Genomic DNA, 21,241 nt, shown 5'->3' with positions numbered 1-21,241 from the left:
AAGTCTGAATGTCTCTACAGGCCTGGGGTCGGGTTGTGCTCGACCCCAGGCCCCGGGGTACGGGAGGAAGTGGAAGGTGCGACGGCGGCGGCGCTGGCTGCCGCCGTCGTCCCGCCTAAACTTCTTCGACAGAGTTGGGTTCGGCCCGTGACAGGTCGATGCCCAGCTCCTCCGCGGCCCGGAAGACTTCTTCATCCGAGTCACGCATCTCAATCGTGGTGCCGTCGGTGGAAAGGACTTCCACGTTCAGGCAAAGCGACTGCATTTCCTTGATGAGAACCTTGAAGGATTCCGGAATACCGGGCTCCGGGATGTTCTCGCCCTTGACGATGGCTTCGTAAACCTTCACGCGGCCATGGATGTCATCGGACTTGATCGTCAGCAGTTCCTGCAGCGTGTACGCCGCGCCGTAGGCCTCAAGTGCCCAAACTTCCATCTCACCAAAGCGCTGTCCACCGAACTGCGCCTTACCGCCCAGGGGCTGCTGGGTGATCATGGAGTACGGGCCCGTGGAGCGGGCGTGGATCTTGTCGTCCACCAAGTGGTGGAGCTTCAAGATGTACATGTAGCCAACGGAGATCGGGTCCGGGAACGGCTCGCCGGAGCGGCCGTCAAACAGCATGGTCTTACCGGAGGAGTCGATCAGGCGGTCGCCGTCGCGGGTCACGTTGGTGGAGTCGAGCAGGCCGGTGATTTCTTCTTCACGGGCACCGTCGAACACCGGCGTGGCAACGCGGGTCTGGCCGATTTCACGGGGCAGGTTCGGCAGGTTCTTGACCCACTCAGGCTCGCCTTCGATCTTCCAGCCCGTCTTGGCAACCCAGCCGAGGTGGGTTTCCAGGACCTGGCCGACGTTCATTCGACCCGGAACACCCAGCGGGTTCAGGACGATGTCAACCGGGGTTCCGTCGGCAAGGAACGGCATGTCTTCGATCGGGAGGATCTTGGAGATGACGCCCTTGTTGCCGTGGCGGCCGGCAAGCTTGTCACCGTCGGTGATCTTGCGCTTGTTGGCAACGTAGACGCGAACCAGCTGGTTGACGCCGGGGGGCAGGTCGTCTTCGGAGTCGCGGTCGAAGACGCGCACACCGATGACGGTGCCGGACTCGCCGTGGGGAACCTTCAGGGAGGTGTCGCGGACTTCGCGGCTCTTCTCACCGAAGATGGCGCGCAGCAGGCGCTCTTCCGGGGTCAGCTCGGTCTCGCCCTTGGGCGTGACCTTTCCAACCAGGATGTCGCCGGCTTCAACTTCAGCACCGATGTGGATGATGCCGCGCTCGTCGAGACCCGCCAGGATTTCCTCGGAAACGTTCGGGATGTCCCGAGTGATTTCCTCGGCACCGAGCTTGGTGTCGCGTGCGTCGATCTCATGCTCTTCAATGTGGATCGAGGACAGCACATCTTCGGCAACAATGCGCTGCGAGAGGATGATGGCATCCTCGTAGTTGTGCCCTTCCCAGGACATGAAGGCAACCAGGAGGTTCTTGCCCAGGGCGAGTTCGCCCAGGTCCGTTGCCGGGCCGTCGGCGATGATGCCGCCAACTTCCAGGCGCTGGCCCTCGGAGGCGAGGACGCGCTGGTTGTAGGCCGTTCCCTGGTTGGAACGCTGGTACTTGGCGATCGGGTACTTGATCTCCGTGCCGTCGTCGTTCAGCATGACCACGAGGTCTGCGGAAACTTCCGACACGACGCCGGCCTTGGCGGCGATGACAACGTCACCGGCGTCAACAGCAGTGGCGCGCTCCATGCCGGTGCCCACGAAGGGGGCCTCGGACTGGACCAGCGGCACAGCCTGGCGCTGCATGTTCGCACCCATGAGGGCGCGGTTGGCGTCATCGTGCTCGAGGAACGGAATCAGGGCGGTTGCCACAGACACCATCTGGCGCGGAGAAACGTCCATGTACTCGACATCGTTGGCCGGGATCAGGACGGGCTCGCCGCCACCGCCGCGCTCACGAACGAGCACCATTTCCTCGGTGAAGTGGTTGTTGTCGTCCAGCGGCGCGTTGGCCTGGGCGATCACAACCTCAACTTCGTCATCTGCCGTGAGGTAGTCGACCTCGTCGGAGACAACGCCACCCTTGACCCGTCGGTACGGGGTCTCGATGAAGCCGAAGGGGTTGATGCGGCCGTAGGAAGCCAAGGAACCGATCAGACCAATGTTGGGGCCTTCAGGGGTTTCAATGGGGCACATGCGGCCGTAGTGGGACGGATGAACGTCACGGACTTCCATGCCTGCACGGTCACGGGAGAGACCGCCCGGGCCCAGCGCGGAGAGGCGGCGCTTGTGCGTCAAACCGGCCAGCGGGTTGTTCTGGTCCATGAACTGTGACAGCTGGGACGTTCCGAAGAACTCCTTGATGGCAGCCACAACGGGGCGGATGTTGATCAGGGTCTGCGGCGTGATCGCTTCGACATCCTGCGTGGTCATGCGTTCGCGGACGACGCGCTCCATGCGGGACAGGCCGGTGCGGACCTGGTTCTCGATGAGCTCGCCGACGGCGCGGATGCGGCGGTTGCCGAAGTGGTCGATGTCGTCGACGTCAACGCGAAGGTCAACCTCGGCGCCGTCGCGCATGCCCTTGGTGGTCTTGCCGCCGGCGTGCAGCGTCACCAGGTACTTGATCATGGCGACGATGTCGTCCACGCTCAGGACCGAGGCGTTCTCATCGCTCAACGGCAGGTCGATGCCGAGCTTGCGGTTGATCTTGTAACGGCCAACCTTGGCCAGATCGTAGCGCTTGGGGTTGAAGTACAAGTTGTTCAACAGCGCATCGGCGGCGTCAACGGTCGGCGGCTCGCCCGGACGAAGCTTGCGGTAGATGTCCAGCAGCGCATCTTCACGGCCGGTGGTGGCATCCTTTTCCAAGGTGGCACGGATGGAGTCAAACTCGCCGAACTCCTCCAGGATCTGGCCTTCGGTCCAGCCGAGGGCCTTCAGCAGCACGGTGACCGACTGCTTGCGCTTGCGGTCAAGGCGCACGCCAACCTGGTCGCGCTTGTCAATCTCCAGCTCGAACCATGCACCACGTGAGGGGATGATCTTGGCAGTGAAGATTTCCTTGTCACTGGTCTTGTCCGCGGTGCGCTCAAAGTAGGCGCCCGGGGAACGGACCAGCTGGGAGACAACAACACGCTCGGTGCCGTTGATGACGAAGGTGCCCTTGTTGGTCATGAGCGGGAAATCACCCATGAACACAGTCTGTTGCTTGATTTCACCGGTCAAGTTGTTCATGAACTCGGCCTTGACGTACAGCGGTGCCGCGTACGTGGCGTCGCGGTCCTTGCACTCGTCAACGGTGAACTTCGGGTCAGAGAATTCCGGCTCGGCGAAGGACAGGGACATGGTGCCCTGGAAGTCCTCAATCGGGGAGATTTCTTCGAAGATGTCGGCCAGACCAAAGGTGACGGCCACACTGTCATCGTCGGCATCCACGGCCTTCTGCATGCGGTTCTGCCAGCGCTCGTTGCCTACGAGCCAGTCAAAGCTCTCGGTCTGGAGGGCAAGCAGATTCGGCACGTCAAGCGGCTCGTGAATCTTTGCGAATGAGAGGCGACTCTTTGCACCGTCAGTGCTGTTTGAATCGATAGCGGTTGCAGCGTTATTTACATTAGAGGTGCTCGAGGCGACCAAGAGGGATCCTTCCACAGACCTGCAGGCTTGTTCATGCGACCCCCACCCGATCCGTCCCAGGTCATCAAACCCGGACGAACGCTGGTCAAAAGCCGTGGCAGTTGCATCCGGGTTCGGCGGTGCCGTCCCGTTGTGCATGCTGTCCGTGACTCTTGACCTAGACAAAGCCCACCGCTATATGAAGGCTGAAGGTTAAGAGGGATACGCAAAGAACTACACTACAGCCTTAAGTGCCCGCGTGTCTACCCCAGGATCCAGAAAACTGCAAGTATTGATCCAACACCCGCGGATTCCTGCGGATTTGGGCGCTTCAAGAAATTTCCTGCCAGTCAAAGCTGTTAGATTCTATGAAGAGGGACCGTCGGTTCAACGAGGAGCCGGACGGCATGAATTTCAAGGAGCAGCTCAGCCATGACGGCACAAGCAAATGATGTGGTAATTCTTGCAGGGGCCCGCACTCCGCAGGGCAGGCTCAACGGACAGTTGGCGCCCTTTTCCGCCGTCGAACTGGGCGCCAAGGCCATTGCCGCGGCTGTAACCCGCTCCGGCGTGGACTCCGCCGACATCAACCAGGTCATCATGGGCCAGGTGCTGCAGGCGGGTGCCGGCCAGAACCCGGCCCGCCAGAGCGCCGTCGGCGCGGGCATCGGCTGGGACGTCCCCGCCGTGACCGTCAACAAGGTCTGCCTGTCAGGGCTGACGGCCGTGATCGACGCCGCCCGGCTCATCCGCAGCGGTGAGGCGTCCGTAGTGGTGGCCGGCGGCCAGGAATCCATGACCCGCGCCCCTCACATTCTGCCCGGCTCGCGCCAGGGCTGGACCTACGGCGCCGTCCAGGCCCTCGACGTTGCCGCCCACGACGGCCTGACCGATGCCTTTGACGCCGATTCCATGGGGCTGTCCACCGAACGTGGAAACATTCGGCTCAACATTTCCCGTGCGTCCCAGGACGAGGTGGCGGCCGCATCCCACCAGCGCGCCGCAGCCGCCGTCGAGGCCGCCATTTTTGACAGCGAAATCACGCCCGTCCATGTCCCGCAGCGCAAGGGCGAGGCCCTGGTGCTCACAGCGGACGAAGGCATCCGCCCCGGCACCACTGTGGAGACCCTCGCGGGCCTGCGCCCTGCCTTCACAGCCGACGGCGCCATCACCGCAGGCAATTCTTCTCCCCTCTCAGACGGTGCCAGTGCGCTGGTGCTCGCCTCGCGCGGCTATGCGGAGGAACACGGCCTGCCATGGCTGGCCGTGGTGGGCGCCCCGGGACAGGTGGCAGGGCCGGACAATTCGCTGCATTCACAGCCTTCCAACGCCATCACCAAGGCCCTGAAGACGGCCGGGTGGGCCGTCGGGGACTTGGACTTCATCGAGATCAACGAGGCCTTCGGCTCAGTGGCCGTGCAGTCGCTGAGGGATCTGGACTACCCGCTGGAGAAGTGCAACATCCACGGCGGCGCAATCGCCCTGGGCCACCCGATCGGCGCCTCCGGTGCGCGCCTGGCGTTGACGGCGGCCATGGAACTTGGCCGGCGCGGTTCCGGCAAGGCGGCCGTCTCGCTGTGCGGCGGCGGCGGCCAGGGCGAGGCGCTCCTGCTGTTCCGGGACGCGGAGTGAGCACGAAGCCTTCCGGGCACGGCCGGGTCGCCGCCGACGCGGCCGCCCGAGGGCTCGCGGTGGAGATATTTCCCCGGCACGCCGCCAACTCGCTCGGCGAGGCTGCTGCGCTCATGGGGATCACTCCATCCGACATTGTGAAGTCGCTGGTGGTCAAGCGCAGCGACGGCACATTCCTGTTCGCCCTTGTACCGGGCGGGCGCTCCATCTCCTGGCCCAAGCTGCGTGCCGTGGTGGGCGTCAACAAACTGCAGATGCCGCAGGCTGACGTCGCACTGGCCGCGACCGGATATGAGCGCGGCACCATCACTCCCCTGGGAAGCACGACGGCGTGGCCCGTCTTCGTTGACGAAAGCATCCCCGGGCGCCGGGTCGCCATGGGCGCAGGAGAGCACGGTTACAGCATGTTCGTTGAGGCGGACGCCCTTATCGCGGCGTTCGGCGCCACCGTGGCCGACATTTCGGTGCCGGAATAGTCCACAAGCGTTCCGCTGCCCGCTGGTCCGGCCGCAAAGAGTGTCTGAACGCAAAGAAGCCCCGCACCAACCGGTGCGGGGCTTCTTTTGGAATGCGGGGTGATTACTTGAGGGTAACCGTGGCGCCGGCAGCCTCGAGGGCTTCCTTTGCCTTCTCTGCAGCTTCCTTGGTGGCGCCTTCGAGGACGGCCTTGGGAGCCGAGTCAACGACCTCCTTGGCTTCCTTCAGACCCAGGGAAGTGATTGCGCGAACTTCCTTGATCACTGCGATCTTCTTGTCGCCGGCTGCTTCGAGGATAACGTCGAATTCAGTCTGCTCTGCGGCTTCTTCAGCTGCGCCGCCACCGGCGGGGCCTGCAACTGCAACAGCAGCAGCGGTAACTTCAAAGGTCTCTTCGAAGAGCTTGACGAACTCGGAGAGCTCGATGATGGTCAGTTCCTTGAAAGCTGCAATCAGCTCGTCGTTGGTGAGCTTAGCCATGAGTGGCGCTCCTTCTGTGTCTTTGGCCCCGTGGGGGCCGAATCTATAAACCTAAGTCCTGATGGAACTAGGGAAAAACAAGTGCTGATGACCAGCGGCGGGCAAACGCGTCCGATGGACGCAGTCCGCTACGCTTCGGTGGTCTCGGCTTCAGCGGCGGGAGCTTCCTCAGCGGGAGCTTCCTCGGCGGCCGGTGCTTCCTCAACGGGAGCACCTTCGGCCAGCTTCAGGCGCAGGGCGTCGAGGGTGCGCGCAGCGGCGGCCATCGGAGCCTTGAGGATGCCGGCGACCTTGGCCAGCTGCAGTTCGCGAGACTCGAGGGCAGCCAGGGCTGCAACCTCAGAAGCGTCGAGAGCCTTGCCTTCGAAGATGCCAGTCTTGATGACCAGCTGCTTGTTGGCCTTTGCAAAATCCGTCAGGCTCTTTGCTGCTGCAACAGCGTCACCCTTGATGAATGCAATGGCGGTGGGGCCGGAGAGCTGACCTTCGAAAGCATCAACACCAGCTTCCTTGGCCGCAATGGCAGTCAGGGTGTTCTTTACGACCGCGAACTTGGTGTCCTGGCCGAGAGAAACGCGCAGCTCCTTGAGCTGAGCTACGGTGAGCCCACGGTATTCGGTTAGGACTGCTGCGGTTGAATCGTTGAAATCTTGTGTGATTTCTGCAACTGCAGCCACCTTTGTTGGCGTTGCCATAACACTCCTTCCGGGAATTGGTGCCGGTCTGCACCTTGTCCTGCCCTGCCAGCAAGCTGGCCGGACAAACAAAAACGCCCCGCACAGATGTACGGGGCGTTTTTCACAGCGGTTCCGCGGCTATTGCCGGGTTCAACACTGCTCAATAAGCTTTGTGCACCTGCGCTGGCCGTCCCTGCTGGGACTTTCGGATGTCAACCCGCCCGGTTCCAACACGGACATCCGCATGGTGCGGCGCCAGACTGGGGGTGGTTGCCATCGACCGACGGTCTTTGGTTCCTCCAGATTACAGGAATGTCCGTGCGGATCACAAATTGGGCGGTGTGTGAAGGCGCACAAGCACTACAGGGCGTTAAAATCCTTGCGCCACTGGCCGGTCACCCCTGCACTGACAAATCCCAACAGCGCATTGACTTCCAACATGTGAGAGCTCTCCGGAGCGTTCCATGTGTAGATGGTCTTTGCCTGCGGGAACTGGTCCATCAGAAGGCTCATGTTGGCCACCTTGATGAGCAGCCCCACAGCCTTTCCCTTGTGCTCCGCTTCAACTACGGTGTCGTCCTGGAAGGCGACGCCGGTGTTGTGGACCAGCAGTGAAATGGAGGTGAAGCCCACCAGGCGCCCCGATTCCACGCACTCGGCGGCCGTGACAATGGTCCTGCGGCCGGAACCGGCGGAGAGTTCCTCCGCCTGGCGCAACTTGGCCACATCCCAGTCCTGCCCGGACTCGCCGCGGCTGAGTCCTTGTTCAAGGCGGACAATTTCCCCGGCCCAGCGATCCGGACACCGGTCCAGCCACTGGTGCACCGTGTACGCGGAACCGTGAGCAGCGGCGGCCTGCGCCGCAAGCGAGGAAACCAGTTCCCCGTCCAGCGGCAGTGCACAGGAACTGAACTGTTCCACCTGGTCGAGGTCGTAGCCGGCGCTGTACGCAAAGCGGGCTTCCCGGTTGCTCAAAGGCAGCACCCCGGTGCCGTGGGTGGCTGCGATGGGGTCGGCCGTGATGTCACCCAGCGCTGCCGCCGGGTGGTTCGTCTCCACCACCGCAATCCTGCGGTTCTCGCCCTTGATAAACAACTCGGCTGCCTCGAGCAGGCTTCGTCCCAGCCCCATGCCCTCAGCGGCCGGCAGCACGTCGAGGGTCACGTGCGCCTCGTCTGTGTCGTCGTCCAAGGGCAGCGCAATGCCTGCCCTCCCCACGATGACCCCGTCCCTGCGACCCACGAGCACGACGTACCACTCGAAGGGGTCGTGGCACTGTTCGAACAGCTCCTGTGCCGTGTAGGCCAGCTCATCGTTGCCCCACGTGTGGATGCGGACCTGTCGGGACACCTCCACGGCCTGCAGGAAGTCGGCCGCCCCATCGCCTTCCAGCGAATCCGGAATCCGCAGCTGTTCAATGGTCGTCTCGCTCATGGCTTCCCTACCCCGTTGCTAATTTTTCGCAGGCCGCACCATGACATAGTCATGCTCGACCCTGTTCCCCAATTGAAAAGTCTTCGTTCCGGCCACTGAAAAGCCGTGCTTGCCGTAGAAGGCCTGCGCCCTCAAGTTCTCTGAGTTGACGCCAAGCCAGGCGGTCCGCCCTCCCTGCCGGGATATCCAGTTGAGGGTGTGTTGCATGAGCCGGGCACTGACACCCTGGCCGTGCACATCGGGAAGGGCATAGCATTTGCTCAGCTCAATCGCGTTGGCCCCTGCCGGCATGGCAGCCAGGGCGGCTGCCACTGCCATATCCGACGGCGTCGCGTCCACCAACATGCTATAGGCCAGCAGGCGGTCCATGCCCGATGTGACGGATGCTTCCGCAACAAACAGCTTCCTGGCAGGATCGGAGAGATAGCCGGCGAAGGCCCGTTCGTTGAGGTGCTCGGCAATAAAGGCATCAATGTCTGCCTCCGCCGATCCGGGAGGGCAGGCCAAGGGGAAGGTTGCGGCCGCCAGTACCGCCAGCGCCGCGGAGTCGCCGGGTTGCGCGTCCCGGATGACAATTTCCATGCCCATGCTCCCTTGGCTGCGGTTTCCTGATGCACCCAGCTTACAAACAGCCCGTACCGGGACAAAGCACCGCGCTGGCGGTTTGGTCCGGCAAATGAAAAGGACCGTTGCAGCATAGTGCTGCAACGGTCCTTTTTCAGACAAACATGGAGGAATTAATCCTCGATGACAACCTTGGTTGCCGCGGGGTCAACCGAGATGCCGGGGCCGAACGTCGTGGAGACGGTGGCCTTCTGCAGGTAGCGGCCCTTGGAAGCGGACGGCTTCAAACGAAGCACCTCTTCCAGGGCTGCCGAGTAGTTCTCAGCCAGCTTGACGGCGTCGAAGGAAACCTTGCCGATGATGAAGTGCAGGTTGGAGTGCTTGTCGACGCGGAAGTCGATCTTGCCGCCCTTGATGTCGTTGACAGCCTTGGCGACGTCGTTGGTGACGGTGCCGGTCTTCGGGTTCGGCATGAGGTTACGCGGACCCAGAACCTTACCCAAACGGCCAACCTTGCCCATGAGGTCAGGGGTGGCAACGGCTGCGTCGAAGTCGGTCCAGCCGCCCTGGATCTTTTCGATCAGGTCGTCGGTGCCAACGAAGTCGGCGCCGGCTGCGATTGCAGCCTCGGCACGCTCACCGGTTGCGAAAACCAGGACGCGGGCGGTCTTGCCGGTGCCGTGGGGCAGGTTGACCGTGCCACGGATCATCTGGTCGGCCTTGCGGGGGTCTACACCCAGGCGGAAGGCTACCTCAACGGTGGCGTCGAACTTGGAGGGGTTGGTCTCCTTGGCGAGCTTGATGGCGTCGAAGGGTGCGTACGTGCTGTCCGCATCGATCTTCGCCTGAGCTGCCTCATATGCTTTACTGCGCTTTGCCATGCTGCGTTTCTCCTTGTGCAGTTGTGGTCATGTAGGACCGCGCGGGCCCTGCCACTACGTCCGCCAGCCACCCACCCAAGGTGAGAAGTCCGGCGTCGTTCTTAATGTTTATTGGTAATGCGTTGCTGGTCACGACTTGAGCGACCGGCGGGGGTGAAGGCTTAGGCCTCGACCGTGATGCCCATGGAGCGGGCGGTGCCGGCGATGATCTTCTCGGCGCCTTCGATGGTGGTTGCGTTGAGGTCAACCATCTTCTGGGTGGCGATCTCGTTGACCTGTGCCTTGGTCAGCTGGGCAACCTTGACGGTGTGCGGGGTAGCTGAACCCTTGGCAACGCCTGCAGCCTTCTTGATGAGCTCGGCAGCCGGCGGGGTCTTCGTGATGAAGGTGAATGAACGGTCTTCGTAAACCGTGATTTCAACGGGGATGACGTTTCCGCGCTGGGATTCCGTTGCAGCGTTGTACGCCTTGCAGAATTCCATGATGTTGACACCGTGCTGGCCAAGTGCGGGACCGATGGGCGGGGCCGGGTTGGCGGCGCCTGCCTGGATCTGCAGCTTGATAAGGCCGGTGACCTTTTTCTTGGGAGCCAATGTAGGGTCCTTCTCTCAATATCTTTCCGTGGACGACGGAGCGCGTCCATGGTGGGTGGCCGGATGGCGTCCGGCCGAACGTTTCGCGGGGGCTAAGCCAGCCCCTGCGGAACGAAACTTGTGGCAACTAGATCTTGGTGACCTGGTTGAATGCGAGGGTGACGGGAGTTTCACGCTCGAAGATGGAGACCAGCACAACGAGCTGGCCGGCCTGCGGGTTGATCTCGGAGATCGACGCGGACAGGCCCTCGAACGGACCGTCCTTGACGATGACTGCCTCGCCAATTTCAAAGTCGATTTCTGCGTCAACGGGGTCGTGGCGCAGCGGAACACCGGTCTCTTCGGCCTGCTGCTCCTCGAAGATCGGGGCGAGCATGGAGAAGACTTCGTCCAGGCGCAGCGGCACGGGGTTGTGGGCGTTGCCCACGAAGCCGGTGACACCGGGGGTGTGGCGCACAACGCCCCACGAAGCGTCCGTCAGTTCCATGCGGACCAGCACGTAGCCGGGGATGCGCACGCGGTTGACGACCTTGCGGGTCGCGTTCTTGATCTCCACGACTTCTTCCATGGGGACCTGGACTTCGAAGATGTAATCTTCCATGTTCAGCGACAGGCTGCGGGACTCAAGGTTGACCTTGACGCGGTTTTCGTAGCCTGCGTACGAGTGGATGACGTACCAGTCACCCTCCTGGCGGCGCAGCTTGGCCTTGAATTCCTCTGCCGGGTCAACCTCGGGCTCGGCGGGGGCTGCATCCGCTTCCGGTGCTGTCTCTTCCGCGGCTACGGCAGTATCTTCCGCAACGGCATCAAGGTCGGCATTGATGGCAGCATCAGCAACCACAGTGTCCTGGTCCTGCTCACTGTGTGTTGCCTCGGGCTCCAGCTCAGACACGAATTTCCTGCTTTCCTTGTGCGTTTCTTAAATGGCTCAAACCGACCCCATGCCATACTGCTTCGGCGGGGTCGGCCACGTTGAGCGTTTTACTGCTCGATGTTGATGTTTCCGCCAAAGACCCAAAGCACGGCACGGCCGAACCCAAGATCCAGGACAGTAACAATTCCCATCACGATGACAACGAACACCAATACAACGGCGGTCATGTTGATCAACTCTTTGCGAGTGGGGGTGACAACCTTCTTCAGTTCGCCGATGACCTGGCGAAGGAAGGTGGCGATCCGGCTGAAGATGCCGGGCTTGCCGGGCTTGGAAGCCTTCTTGGCAGGGCCCTTGGAGCTGCTTGCCGCAGTGTCGGTCACCAGTGCCTCACTCATCAATTAGTTGGGATGCCCGCAGGTCCGTACGATTCGGGCCGTGCGTTGTACAAACTATTCGCTTGAATGCGTGGGCCTGCACAAAATCAAACGTGCATTACACCCGCTACATCCATGCGCAGGGCAGACAGGACTCGAACCTGCAACCTGCGGTTTTGGAGACCGCTGCGCTACCAATTGCGCCACTACCCTTTGGAATCCGGCCGTGTGAAGCGCTGGGCTTCGGACCAAATTATCCCCTTCGGTGAAAATAACCATGAACAACCTACAGTCTCAAGGGCGGTCTTTTCAAACCGACTTCAAGGCGTGAACCATCATGGTGTCTGAACACCGGTTATCCATTCTACGCATCATTAAGCCGGTTCGTCGAACCGGGGCTCCGATGCGCCTAAAGTAGACCTTGACGATGCACATGTTTGTGGCCTCCCGCCTTCGAAGAAAGAATCCTGATGTCTGCCGAACTGAGCGCTGACCAAGTCTCCGCCCGCCGCGTTTCCGCACGGATCGCCGCCATTGCCGAATCCGCCACCCTCGCCGTTGATGCCAAGGCCAAGGCCCTCAAGGCTGCCGGGCGCCCCGTCATCGGCTTCGGCGCAGGTGAGCCGGACTTCCCCACGCCCGATTACATTGTTGAGGCCGCCGTTGCCGCCGCACGCCAGCCCAAGTACCACCGCTACTCCCCCGCGGCCGGCCTGCCCGAACTGCGCAGTGCGATTGCCGAGAAGACCCTGCGTGACTCCGGCTACGCCGTGGACCCGGCCCAGGTCCTGGTAACCAACGGCGGCAAGCAGGCCGTCTACGAATCCTTCGCCACGCTGCTGGATCCGGGCGACGAAGTCATTGTGCCCACGCCCTTCTGGACCACGTATCCCGAGGCCATCCGCCTGGCCGGCGGCGTCCCGGTCGAGGTCTTTGCCGGCCCGGAACAGGGCTACCTCGTCACGGTCGACCAGCTCGAGGCCGCACTGACGCCCCGCACCAAGGTGCTGCTGTTCGTGTCCCCGTCCAACCCCACCGGCGCCGTCTACACCCCGGAGCAGGTCCGCGAGATCGGCCTGTGGGCCGCTGCCAAGGGCCTGTGGGTCATCACGGATGAGATCTATGAGCACCTGACCTACGACGGCGTGCCCTTCACCTCGATTGCCACCGCCGTCCCCGAGCTGGGCGACCGCGTGGTGGTCCTCAACGGCGTCGCCAAGACCTACGCGATGACAGGCTGGCGCGTGGGTTGGATGATCGCCCCGTTGGACGTCGCCAAGGCGGCAACCAACATGCAGTCCCACGCCACCTCGAACGTGGCCAATGTGTCCCAGATTGCGGCCCTGGCGGCCGTGTCCGGCCCGTTGACGGCTGTTGAAGAGATGAAGGTTGCCTTTGACCGCCGCCGCAAGGCCATGGTTTCGGCACTGAACTCGATCGACGGTGTGGAATGCCCGACCCCTCACGGCGCCTTTTACGCATACGCGGATGTCCGGGGCCTGCTGGGCCGTGAGATCGGCGGCATCCGCCCGGCCACTTCCGCGGAGCTGGCAGCCCTGATCCTGGACAAGGCCGAGGTTGCCGTTGTTCCGGGCGAGGCGTTTGGCCCCAGCGGCTACATCCGCCTGTCCTACGCCCTGGGCGACGACGACCTGGCCGTCGGCGTCGGCCGGCTGCAGGAATTCCTGGGCTCCGCCAAGGCATAGCCGCCGTTTAAGCGCCACCGAGCGGACATGCCGCCGTTTCGCAACAAATGCCATGGCTTGGTCCATGGCATTTGTTCCCAACGGCGGCATTTCTGTGCGTGATTGGTGGAACTCGTCCCTCCGCGCCTACAACAGGCGGCGGTCGGCGGCCCAACGGGTAAGTTCGTGGCGCGAGGACAGCTGCAGCTTGCGCAGCACGGCCGACACGTGGGTCTCCACGGTCTTGATCGAGATGAACAGCGCCTTCGCCACTTCCTTGTAGGAGTAGCCGCGGGCGATGAGCCGCATGACCTCCAGCTCGCGCGCGGAGAGCTTGTCCAGCTCGTCCTCCACCGCCACCTCGGCTGTGCCGAACGCGTCCAGCACAAAGCCTGCCAGCCGTGGCGAGAAGACGGCGTCGCCTCCTGCCACGCGTCGGACGGCGTCAGAAATCTCGGCGCCGGAGATCGACTTCGTCACGTAACCGCGAGCGCCGGCCCGGATGACGGACACCACGTCCTCGGCCGAATCCGAGACGCTGAGCGCCAAAAACTTGGTGGTGCCGAGCAGTCCCGCACACCCTGCGATGACCTCGCGCCCGCCCTGGCCGCGCCCGCCGGGAAGGTGCACGTCAAGCAGGACGACGTCCGGCGCCGCCGCGGTGACGGCAGCAATGGCCTCCTCGACCGTGGCTGCCTCCGCCAGGACGTGGATGTCCGGGGCAAGGTCGGCCTTCAGGCCCGAACGAAAAATCGCGTGGTCGTCGACAATGACAACCCTGATGGGTGTGGCAGATGTGGTCACTTGGCGTCCTCGCTGGCTGGTGTTTCGCTCGGCAGGTGAAGGCGCACCTCGGTGCCGTCTTCGCTACTAATGATCTCAGCCGTGCCGCCGTTGCGCTGCATGCGCCCGACGACGGACTCCCGGACTCCCAGCCTGTCCGCCGGAACGGCATCCACGTCGAAGCCGGGGCCGCGGTCCTTGATGAACACGTCGACGCCCTTGGGCCCGGCCTCCACATACACCGAAACGGTGGTGCCGCCGTGGCGCACGCCATTCAGGACAGCCTCGCGGACGGCCTGGACCAGGGCGTTTCCGCGATCGCTCAGTTCGGCGTCGCCCACGGCAACCACCTCGACTGCCTGTCCGTACAGGTCCTCGGCCTCGGCACAGACTGCCTTGACCCGCTCGACCAGGGCGCCGGCGTCGTGCTCATTGTCCTGGTAGATCCATTCCCGCAGTTCCCGCTCCTGCGCCCGGGCCAACCGTGTGACGTCCGCCGGAGAGTTCGCGCTCTTCTGGATCAGGGCGAGCGTCTGCAGCACGGAATCGTGCAAGTGGGCCGCAATTTCGGCGCGCTCGGTTTCGCGGATGCGACCGGCCCGTTCATTTTGGAACTCCCGCCAGAACTTCAGCGCCCAGGGGGCCAGCACCAAGCCGACTCCGGCCAGCACGGCCAGGGCGGCAACGACGGAGGACCAGACAAGCGTCCACGAGCCGGAGCCGGCGACGATGACGATCACGCCGGTGACGACCAGGGCCAGCCCGCCGCCGAGGCGCAGCATCGAGACGGGAGTGTTCATTTTGGTGGCGCTGAGCAGCCCGATGCGCCGAGTGTCGTCCAGCTGCATCCAGGCAAGGACGGCGCCCAGGACGATCACCAATAGGGGGATCAGTGTTCCCAGCTGAAGATTCCAGCCCTGCTGCTGGCCAAAAATGACCACCGCGGCAATGACCAGCGCCCCGCCGGCGGCCACCTCCCGGAACCCCACGGACAGAGGCCTGCGCTGTCCTCCGGCCACTGCCTCGGCGGTGGCTCCCGGGGCTGGGCGAAAGAGGGCAAGCCGGGGGTTCCCGTCGGCGTCGAGCAGCTTGCCGCCTTCCGCGGACTGCTCCCCCGCCATGGGCACCAGGAGCCACAGCCAGCCATAAAAGACGAGCCCGGCGCCGAAGAGGAAGCTTGTGCCGATCATGATGGCGCGGACCACCCCCACATTGACCCCGAGGTGTTCGGCCAGTCCGCCGCACACTCCGGCGATGATGCGGTCCTGCGATCGGTACATCTTTGCGCTCATGACTCAATCCAAACACGCCCAGGGCCCTCCCGCAGCGGTTCCCGGGGGTTCTTCAGGGTTCATTCAGGGTCACCCCCGATGGTTGCTGCCCTGGCCTGGCGGCAGGATTGAACCATGAACACTTCCCATGACCTCCCAGACCAGCCGGAACAGCCCGAACAACCGGGCAAACCGGAGCAGCCCGTATCCGAAGGGCCGGCCGTGCCGGGCCAGCCGGCACAGCCCGAACCCCATCAGCCCGCCGCCGGACAGCCAGCACCGGAACAGCCGGCCCCGGGCTTCCCTTTTACAGAGCAGCCGGCATCCGGAATGCCCAACCCCGGCCAGCCTTTCGGCTACCCGGCTCCCCCGCCACAGGCCGGCCGTGATTCGGCCAGGTTCTTCCAATGGCTGCGGGGCCTGGGAATCCGGCGCGGGAGCAACCGGTGGATGGGAGGCGTCTGCAGCGGACTCGCAGACAAATGGGGAATCGACCCCGTGATCGTCCGCGGCGCCGCCGTGGTTCTCACCCTCTTCTTCGGCGTGGGACTCCTTGCCTACGGCGTGGCCTGGGCGCTCCTGCCCGAACCCGACGGACGCATCCATGCTGAGGAAGTGGGCCGCGGCAACTGGTCCGGCGGCATGACAGGTGCCACCATCATGTCCATCCTTGGCATGGCCGGACCGGGATTCGGCGGCAACGACGGCTGGGTCGTCTGGCCGCTGGTATGGGTTGCCGGCATTGTTGGCGTCATCTACTGGTACGTCAACCGGGACAAGATCAATGCATGCAAGGACAACCCCGGGCAGAGCGCAGGCCAGGCTCCCGGCCAGGGCAGGGTCACCTTGGACAAGAAGGGCCAGGAGAACCCGTCCCAGGGCGCGGGCAGCATATCCGTCCCGGGCCAGTCCTGGTACGGCTGGAACTGGCAGCCCGGAGCCGGAACCCCCGGAACTGACACCGGCACCAACCAGCCGGCCGGATGGTCCGGCAGCGGCAACCCCGGCAGCGCTCACGACAAGGCCCCCATGCCGGGCTACGGCAACGGTCCCGCACCTGCCGCCCCACCGAACTACGCGGCACAACCGTACACGCCCGCAGCGCAGACCATGGTCAAGCCGCGGCACCCCAAGCCCCGCCTCGGCGCACCCGCAAGCCTGCTGGCCCTGGGGCTGGCTGCAATCGTGGGCGCCGCAGTACTGATCCTGGACGCCTCCGGCATCCTGGACCTGCACGGCTACCAGGCCGGGGTGGCCGCTGCGGCCGCCGCCATCACCACGGGCGCCGCCATCATGGCCGCCGGCGCCCTGGGCCGCACGGCCGGCGGGCTGGGCACCGCCTCGGTCATCATGCTCATCGTGGCCGGCCTGGCCAGCCTGCCCGCCCAGGCAGGACCGTTCTCCGCCGTCAACCAGACCTCCTGGACACCGCTGACCGCAGAAGCTGCCGAGGCGGGCCGGACGGTAGTGTTCAGCAACGGCACCCTTGACCTCACAAAGATCGACGACGAGACTCCCCTGGACACGGACGTCGCCATTGCCATCAAGTCCGTCGCCTCAAACGTCACCGTCAAGGTGCCGGCGAGCCTCCCCGTGACCCTCAACAGCGAAATCGCAGCCGCCTCCCTCACCATCAACGGCAAGGACGACGGCGGTGCACTCGCCCAACAGGGCACGACCGAGCTGAACCCCAAGGCCACCGGCAGCGGCCTGGTGATCACCCTGGAGGGTGTGGCCAGCAACATCAACTTTGAAACGGTGGCAGGGCAATGAGCGCCCCGGCACACGAACCCGCCAGCGACCCCGCCATCCCCCCAGCAGAAATCTTGGAGCATCTCATGGAACATCCAACTGAGCCGTTCAACAGCCACGCCGCACCCGGCACCCCTGCCGCCGAACGGCAGGAACCGGCCACCCGGCCAGCTGGGCATACGCTCAGGGTCGGCACGATGGTGTGGGGCGCCGTCGTGGTTGCCCTGGGCATTCTGGTGATCGTGGTCAACCAGGCCGGACTAAACCTCGACGCCGCACAAACGGCCATGTGGCTGCTGCTCGGCGCGGGGGTTGCGATGGTCGCCGGCGGGGCTGTGAATCTGTTGCAGCGCAAGTAACCGGACGTCCACGGACCGGGCATCGGGTTGCCGAGATCACACGAACGTCTAGAATGATCTCTTGAGGAGCTCAATGATGCGCTCAATCCACATTGACTCCATCCCTCGAAGGACCCAAATACTCATGAAGATTGGTATTCTCACCAGCGGCGGCGACTGCCCCGGACTGAACGCGGTTATTCGCGGCATCGTACTCAAGGGCATCAAGAGCTACGGCCATGAATTTGTTGGCTTCCGTGACGGCTGGCGCGGCGTGGTTGAGGGCGATGTCATGGACCTGCCCCGCCAGATGGTCCGCGGCATTTCCAAGCAGGGCGGCACCATCCTGGGCACCTCCCGCACCAACCCCTTTGAAGGCAACGGCGGCCCGGAGGTCATCAAGGCCCACATGGAGCGCCTCGGCGTTGACGCCCTGATCGCGATCGGCGGCGAGGGCACCCTGGCCGCCGCCCGCCGGCTCACCGATGCCGGGCTCAAGATCGTGGGCGTGCCCAAGACCGTCGACAACGACCTGGATGCCACCGACTACACCTTCGGCTTTGACACCGCAGTGCAGATCGCCACCGAGGCCATCGACCGACTGCGCACCACCGGCGAATCCCACCACCGCTGCATGATCGCGGAGGTCATGGGCCGCCACGTGGGCTGGATCGCCCTGCACGCTGGCATGGCCACCGGCGCACATGCCGTGCTGATCCCCGAGCAGAAGACCAGCATGGACCAGATTGTCGAATGGGTGAAGGAAGCCCACGACCGCGGCCGCGCGCCGCTGGTTGTTGTGGCCGAAGGCTTCGTCCCGGACCACCAGGACTCAGCCCACTCCGAGCGCGGCCTGGACACCTTCGGCCGTCCCCGCCTCGGCGGCATCGGCGAGCAGCTGGCCCCGGAGATCGAGGCCCGCACCGGCATTGAAACCCGCGCGACCATCCTGGGCCACATCCAGCGCGGCGGCGTCCCCTCCAGCTTCGACCGCGTCCTGGCCACCCGCCTGGGCATGGCCGCCGTCGACTCCGTTGTGGAGGAGCGTTGGGGCACCATGGTCTCGCTCAAGGGCACCGAAATTGAGCACGTTCCCTTCGAGGCGGCACTTGGCAACCTCAAGACGGTCCCGCAGCACCGCTACGACGAGGCCGCGATCCTCTTCGGCTAAGCAACGTTTCATGACACCCCGCAGCAACTTGGTGCTGCGGGGTGTTTTTTCTTAATTCTGTTTTCCCAATCCGCGCCGGTTTGCCCGGCCACGCCGGACACCAAAAAGGGACCCGCGCCGGGGGAAGGCGGGGTCCCTTTCTGTATTGCTGCCCGGTCCTGCGGCTTGGGGGCGCAGCAGGCCCGGACGGTCCCAGGACCTTGGGGGAGGTCCTAGGAGTCTTTGCGTGCACGTTCTCGGCGGCTGCCGACGAACACAATGGTGGCTGAGGCAAGGACAGCTGCCCCCATGCCTGCCGCCCACCAGGGGAAGCCCACCTCCATCGTCAGTCTCTCTGCGGCTTCTTCCGACGGGGTCGTGGTGCGCTCGCCCGTCACCACCAGACGGTGAGTGTTGACACCGATCGGGGTACAGGTGATCAGCGAGATGAGGTCCTTGCCCGGCACCGGCCGTAGCAATTCAGTGTCGGTGAGCAAGATGGTTTCAACACTGGTGACGGTATAGGCCAGAACTTCCCCGTAGACCTCCATGGAAATCTGCTGGCCCACCTTGACCTTTTCAAGATCGGTGAAGAGGGTCGATTCGGGTATTCCCGAGTGCCCGGTCAGGACGGCGTGGGTGCCTGCCCCGCCCACCGGGAGGGCGGTTCCGAACAGGTGCCCCACGCCGCGGCGCAGTGTGAGGTCGTCGGTGCCGTGGAAGACCGGCAGGTCGGCCCCGATCGAGGGTATGTTCAAGCGGGCCATGACCCCGTCAGGACTGAGTGAAAGCTGCTTGCGGTAATCCGTTCCGGCCTTGCTGCGCTCCCCGGCCGGTTCATGGCTGAACGGGTCAAGCAGGATCCCGCCGGTCAGTGTCCTGTTGTAGTCCCGCGCCGCCTCGAGGGCTTCGCTGCGGCCAACCGGTCCCAGGATTTCAACGCTGTTGCCGTAGGTGTCCAGGTCCCGCGACTGCTGGACTTCGGAAAACCAGCTGGCAGCGGACGGGTACAGGAGGACGCTGACACCAAGCAGCACAAGCACGGCGATGAACACCACCGAGGCAGGTGCACTGGCCCCGGGGCCGCTTTTTCGACCGGCCGGAGCCCGGCTGTAGTGTCGTCCCATGTGTTGCAGGTTCCTGAAATCGAGGGCCCGGCGGGAAACGCGCAATGCGTTCCCCGCCGGGGAACAACGGGTGGCGGCTAGGCCTGCGACGTGCGGCGGGTGCTGCGCTTGCGCATTGCCACACCGCCGGCGACTGCCAGGATGCCAAGGCCAACCATCATGAACATGGCCGTGCCGGAGCCACCGGTGAGCGGCAGCATGAACGGCGGGGTCTGGGCGTTCTTGATGGTGATGTCAACGGTGGTGTCGATGGCGCTGTCAACCGTGAACGACTGCGGCTTGGTCTTGCTCGCGTCTGTGGAGATGGTGTAGCCGGTGGGTGCCTTGGTCTCAACCAGCCAGTAGGTGATGGCTTCGTCGGTGCCGTTTACGGTTGCCCGCAGGCCGTCGATGGTGACGATGCCGTTTTCACCCGAAGTGGCGACTGCGGACTTGACCCCGTTGGAGGTGACGGAGAGTGCGTTGTTCCCTGCCTTGGCGTCGGCCTCAGTTGCGTAGATTTGGAACTCTGCACCCTTGAGGTTCTTGGTCTGGTCCACGGAATCGGTCTTGCGGATGATGACCTTGCCCCAGTTGGTCTGGGCCGTGTCGGAAGTGAAGGAGTTCTCATTCGTGAACACCGTGGCATTGTTGGTGATGATGCCTGAATCGCCGGTGAGCGTGGTGACCGTGGTGGCCAGGGCAACGTTGACAGTCTCATCTGTTGCGAACTTGGCCAGGCCCTCGGCGGTGAAGACGACCTTGACGGTGCCGCTGGAAGCGTCAACCGTGTAGTCGGTGGGTTCAACGATGGCAGTTCCCGACGCCAGCGTTGCGGTGGCGTTCTGGAACGTCAAGCGGGGGTCAAGCTGGTCGGTGATTTCGAACTTGGTCAAGGGCGCGTCAGCGGACTTGTTGGGGACCTTGGCTGCAATTTTCCAGTTGACGGTGTCGCCGAGGCTGGTGGCTGCGGAATCGTTGACGTCCTTGGTGATGGAAGCCAGTGAGTTCTTCGGGTACACGTGGACGTCGTAGATCCAGGTGTTGTCTTCCTTGTTGGGCAGCGGCAGCGTCACCAGGAACGGCTTGGCGGCGAAGGCGACGTTGTTGTCGCCTGCACCCGTCTCGGTGACCAGGTAGACAGCCTGCTGTAGGCCGTCGAACGTCAGGATGCCGCCGGCGCCCGTGGGCGCTTCGTCCACAAACTCCAGGCTGTCTTTGACACCTTCCGGGGTCAGACCGACCGTGGCCGCCCACCCTTCGCTGCTGGCGAGGTCAATGTTGGTCACTTTCTCGATCTTGAAAGTGACACCCACGAGTCCTGCCGAATCAGGAGCGGTTTCGAGCTCGGTTCCGTTGTGCTCGGCCCCGGGGCCCGCCGGCTGCGCGTGCTTGTGGATGGTCAGTGACGTGGGTGTATCCGCATTGATGTTTCCTACGTCGGCGGCGTTGGCCGGGAGCATGCTTCCGAAGAGGGCTGAGGTGGCCAGGGCGGCGATGCCGATCCCTGCCGTGATGCGCCGCTTGAACGGGGTCCTTGCAGTGGACATGTGA

General features: G+C 63.8%; 19 protein-coding genes and 1 tRNA gene. 6 read left to right on the top strand and 14 right to left on the bottom strand.

Features of this window, described 5'->3' with window-relative positions; translation table 11 throughout:
- Positions 1–115: 115 nt before the first annotated feature.
- Positions 116–3,634: a DNA-directed RNA polymerase subunit beta gene (gene rpoB, locus JOF48_RS10560; RefSeq protein WP_209680484.1), complete on the bottom strand. Its 3,519-nt coding sequence runs from the start codon at positions 3,632–3,634 to the stop codon at positions 116–118.
- Positions 3,635–4,045: 411 nt separating this feature from the next.
- On the opposite strand from rpoB, the gene JOF48_RS10555 reads away from it, so the two are divergent.
- A complete protein-coding gene (locus tag JOF48_RS10555) occupies positions 4,046–5,245 on the top strand; it encodes an acetyl-CoA C-acetyltransferase (RefSeq protein WP_209680481.1) in 1,200 nt (399 codons plus the stop codon).
- A complete protein-coding gene (locus JOF48_RS10550) occupies positions 5,242–5,721 on the top strand; it encodes an aminoacyl-tRNA deacylase (RefSeq protein WP_209680480.1) in 480 nt (159 codons plus the stop codon). Before JOF48_RS10555 ends, JOF48_RS10550 begins: the two co-directional genes overlap by 4 nt.
- Positions 5,722–5,824: 103 nt before the next feature.
- On the opposite strand, the gene rplL is transcribed toward JOF48_RS10550, so the two are convergent.
- The 9 genes from rplL to JOF48_RS10505 all read right to left on the bottom strand — a co-directional run bounded on the left by rplL (position 5,825) and on the right by JOF48_RS10505 (position 11,815).
- Positions 5,825–6,202 (bottom strand): 50S ribosomal protein L7/L12, encoded by a 378-nt coding sequence (gene rplL, locus JOF48_RS10545; protein ID WP_209680478.1) that lies wholly within the window; start codon positions 6,200–6,202, stop codon positions 5,825–5,827.
- 128 nt (positions 6,203–6,330) lie between these two features.
- Positions 6,331–6,897, bottom strand: a complete 567-nt coding sequence (gene rplJ / locus JOF48_RS10540) for a 50S ribosomal protein L10 (RefSeq protein WP_209680475.1) — start codon at positions 6,895–6,897, stop codon at positions 6,331–6,333.
- 342 nt (positions 6,898–7,239) lie between these two features.
- The gene (locus tag JOF48_RS10535; RefSeq protein WP_209680467.1) at positions 7,240–8,313 is read right to left on the bottom strand and encodes a GNAT family N-acetyltransferase; all 1,074 of its coding nucleotides are present in this window, start codon (positions 8,311–8,313) and stop codon (positions 7,240–7,242) included.
- 18 nt (positions 8,314–8,331) lie between these two features.
- On the bottom strand, positions 8,332–8,895 hold the full coding sequence (locus tag JOF48_RS10530) for a GNAT family N-acetyltransferase (protein ID WP_245346490.1): 564 nt from the start codon (positions 8,893–8,895) through the stop codon (positions 8,332–8,334).
- A gap of 155 nt (positions 8,896–9,050) precedes the next feature.
- Positions 9,051–9,758 (bottom strand): 50S ribosomal protein L1, encoded by a 708-nt coding sequence (gene rplA / locus JOF48_RS10525; RefSeq protein WP_209680463.1) that lies wholly within the window; start codon positions 9,756–9,758, stop codon positions 9,051–9,053.
- A gap of 161 nt (positions 9,759–9,919) precedes the next feature.
- Positions 9,920–10,351 (bottom strand): 50S ribosomal protein L11, encoded by a 432-nt coding sequence (gene rplK, locus JOF48_RS10520; RefSeq protein ID WP_209680461.1) that lies wholly within the window; start codon positions 10,349–10,351, stop codon positions 9,920–9,922.
- 127 nt (positions 10,352–10,478) lie between these two features.
- Positions 10,479–11,243: a transcription termination/antitermination protein NusG gene (gene nusG, locus JOF48_RS10515; RefSeq protein ID WP_209680459.1), complete on the bottom strand. Its 765-nt coding sequence runs from the start codon at positions 11,241–11,243 to the stop codon at positions 10,479–10,481.
- 89 nt (positions 11,244–11,332) lie between these two features.
- On the bottom strand, positions 11,333–11,623 hold the full coding sequence (secE, locus tag JOF48_RS10510) for a preprotein translocase subunit SecE (RefSeq protein ID WP_203312207.1): 291 nt from the start codon (positions 11,621–11,623) through the stop codon (positions 11,333–11,335).
- A gap of 119 nt (positions 11,624–11,742) precedes the next feature.
- Positions 11,743–11,815 (bottom strand) — tRNA-Trp (locus JOF48_RS10505).
- Positions 11,816–12,072: 257 nt separating this feature from the next.
- Between JOF48_RS10505 and JOF48_RS10500 the strand changes: the two genes are divergently transcribed.
- Positions 12,073–13,308, top strand: coding sequence for a pyridoxal phosphate-dependent aminotransferase (locus JOF48_RS10500; RefSeq protein ID WP_209680457.1), 1,236 nt, complete (start codon positions 12,073–12,075; stop codon positions 13,306–13,308).
- A 126-nt stretch (positions 13,309–13,434) separates the two neighbouring features.
- On the opposite strand, the gene JOF48_RS10495 is transcribed toward JOF48_RS10500, so the two are convergent.
- Together JOF48_RS10495 and JOF48_RS10490 are read right to left on the bottom strand one after the other, a co-directional pair.
- A complete protein-coding gene (locus JOF48_RS10495; RefSeq protein ID WP_209680455.1) occupies positions 13,435–14,091 on the bottom strand; it encodes a LuxR C-terminal-related transcriptional regulator in 657 nt (218 codons plus the stop codon).
- The gene (locus JOF48_RS10490) at positions 14,088–15,362 is read right to left on the bottom strand and encodes an ATP-binding protein (RefSeq protein WP_209680453.1); all 1,275 of its coding nucleotides are present in this window, start codon (positions 15,360–15,362) and stop codon (positions 14,088–14,090) included. The genes JOF48_RS10495 and JOF48_RS10490 overlap by 4 nt, the downstream gene beginning before the upstream one ends.
- Positions 15,363–15,476: 114 nt before the next feature.
- Here JOF48_RS10490 and JOF48_RS10485 point away from each other — a divergent pair, with 114 nt between their 5' ends.
- The 3 genes from JOF48_RS10485 to JOF48_RS10475 all read left to right on the top strand — a co-directional run bounded on the left by JOF48_RS10485 (position 15,477) and on the right by JOF48_RS10475 (position 18,602).
- Positions 15,477–17,114 carry a PspC domain-containing protein gene (locus JOF48_RS10485; protein ID WP_209680451.1) on the top strand — a complete coding sequence of 546 codons (1,638 nt, stop codon included), beginning with the start codon at positions 15,477–15,479 and terminating at the stop codon, positions 17,112–17,114.
- 65 nt (positions 17,115–17,179) lie between these two features.
- On the top strand, positions 17,180–17,452 hold the full coding sequence (locus JOF48_RS10480) for a hypothetical protein (RefSeq protein WP_209680449.1): 273 nt from the start codon (positions 17,180–17,182) through the stop codon (positions 17,450–17,452).
- Positions 17,453–17,576: 124 nt separating this feature from the next.
- Positions 17,577–18,602 carry a 6-phosphofructokinase gene (locus JOF48_RS10475; RefSeq protein ID WP_209680447.1) on the top strand — a complete coding sequence of 342 codons (1,026 nt, stop codon included), beginning with the start codon at positions 17,577–17,579 and terminating at the stop codon, positions 18,600–18,602.
- Between the two features lie 212 nt (positions 18,603–18,814).
- Here the strand turns inward: JOF48_RS10475 and JOF48_RS10470 are convergent, their stop codons facing one another.
- Positions 18,815–19,708, bottom strand: coding sequence for a class C sortase (locus JOF48_RS10470; protein WP_209680446.1), 894 nt, complete (start codon positions 19,706–19,708; stop codon positions 18,815–18,817).
- 77 nt (positions 19,709–19,785) lie between these two features.
- Positions 19,786–21,237, bottom strand: coding sequence for a SpaH/EbpB family LPXTG-anchored major pilin (locus JOF48_RS10465; protein WP_209680437.1), 1,452 nt, complete (start codon positions 21,235–21,237; stop codon positions 19,786–19,788).
- Between the last annotated feature and the right edge of the window lie 4 nt (positions 21,238–21,241).

It is taken from the genome of Arthrobacter stackebrandtii, from assembly GCF_017876675.1.
Taxonomy (GTDB): domain Bacteria; phylum Actinomycetota; class Actinomycetes; order Actinomycetales; family Micrococcaceae; genus Specibacter; species Specibacter stackebrandtii.
This window is presented reverse-complemented; position numbering and strand designations above follow the sequence as displayed.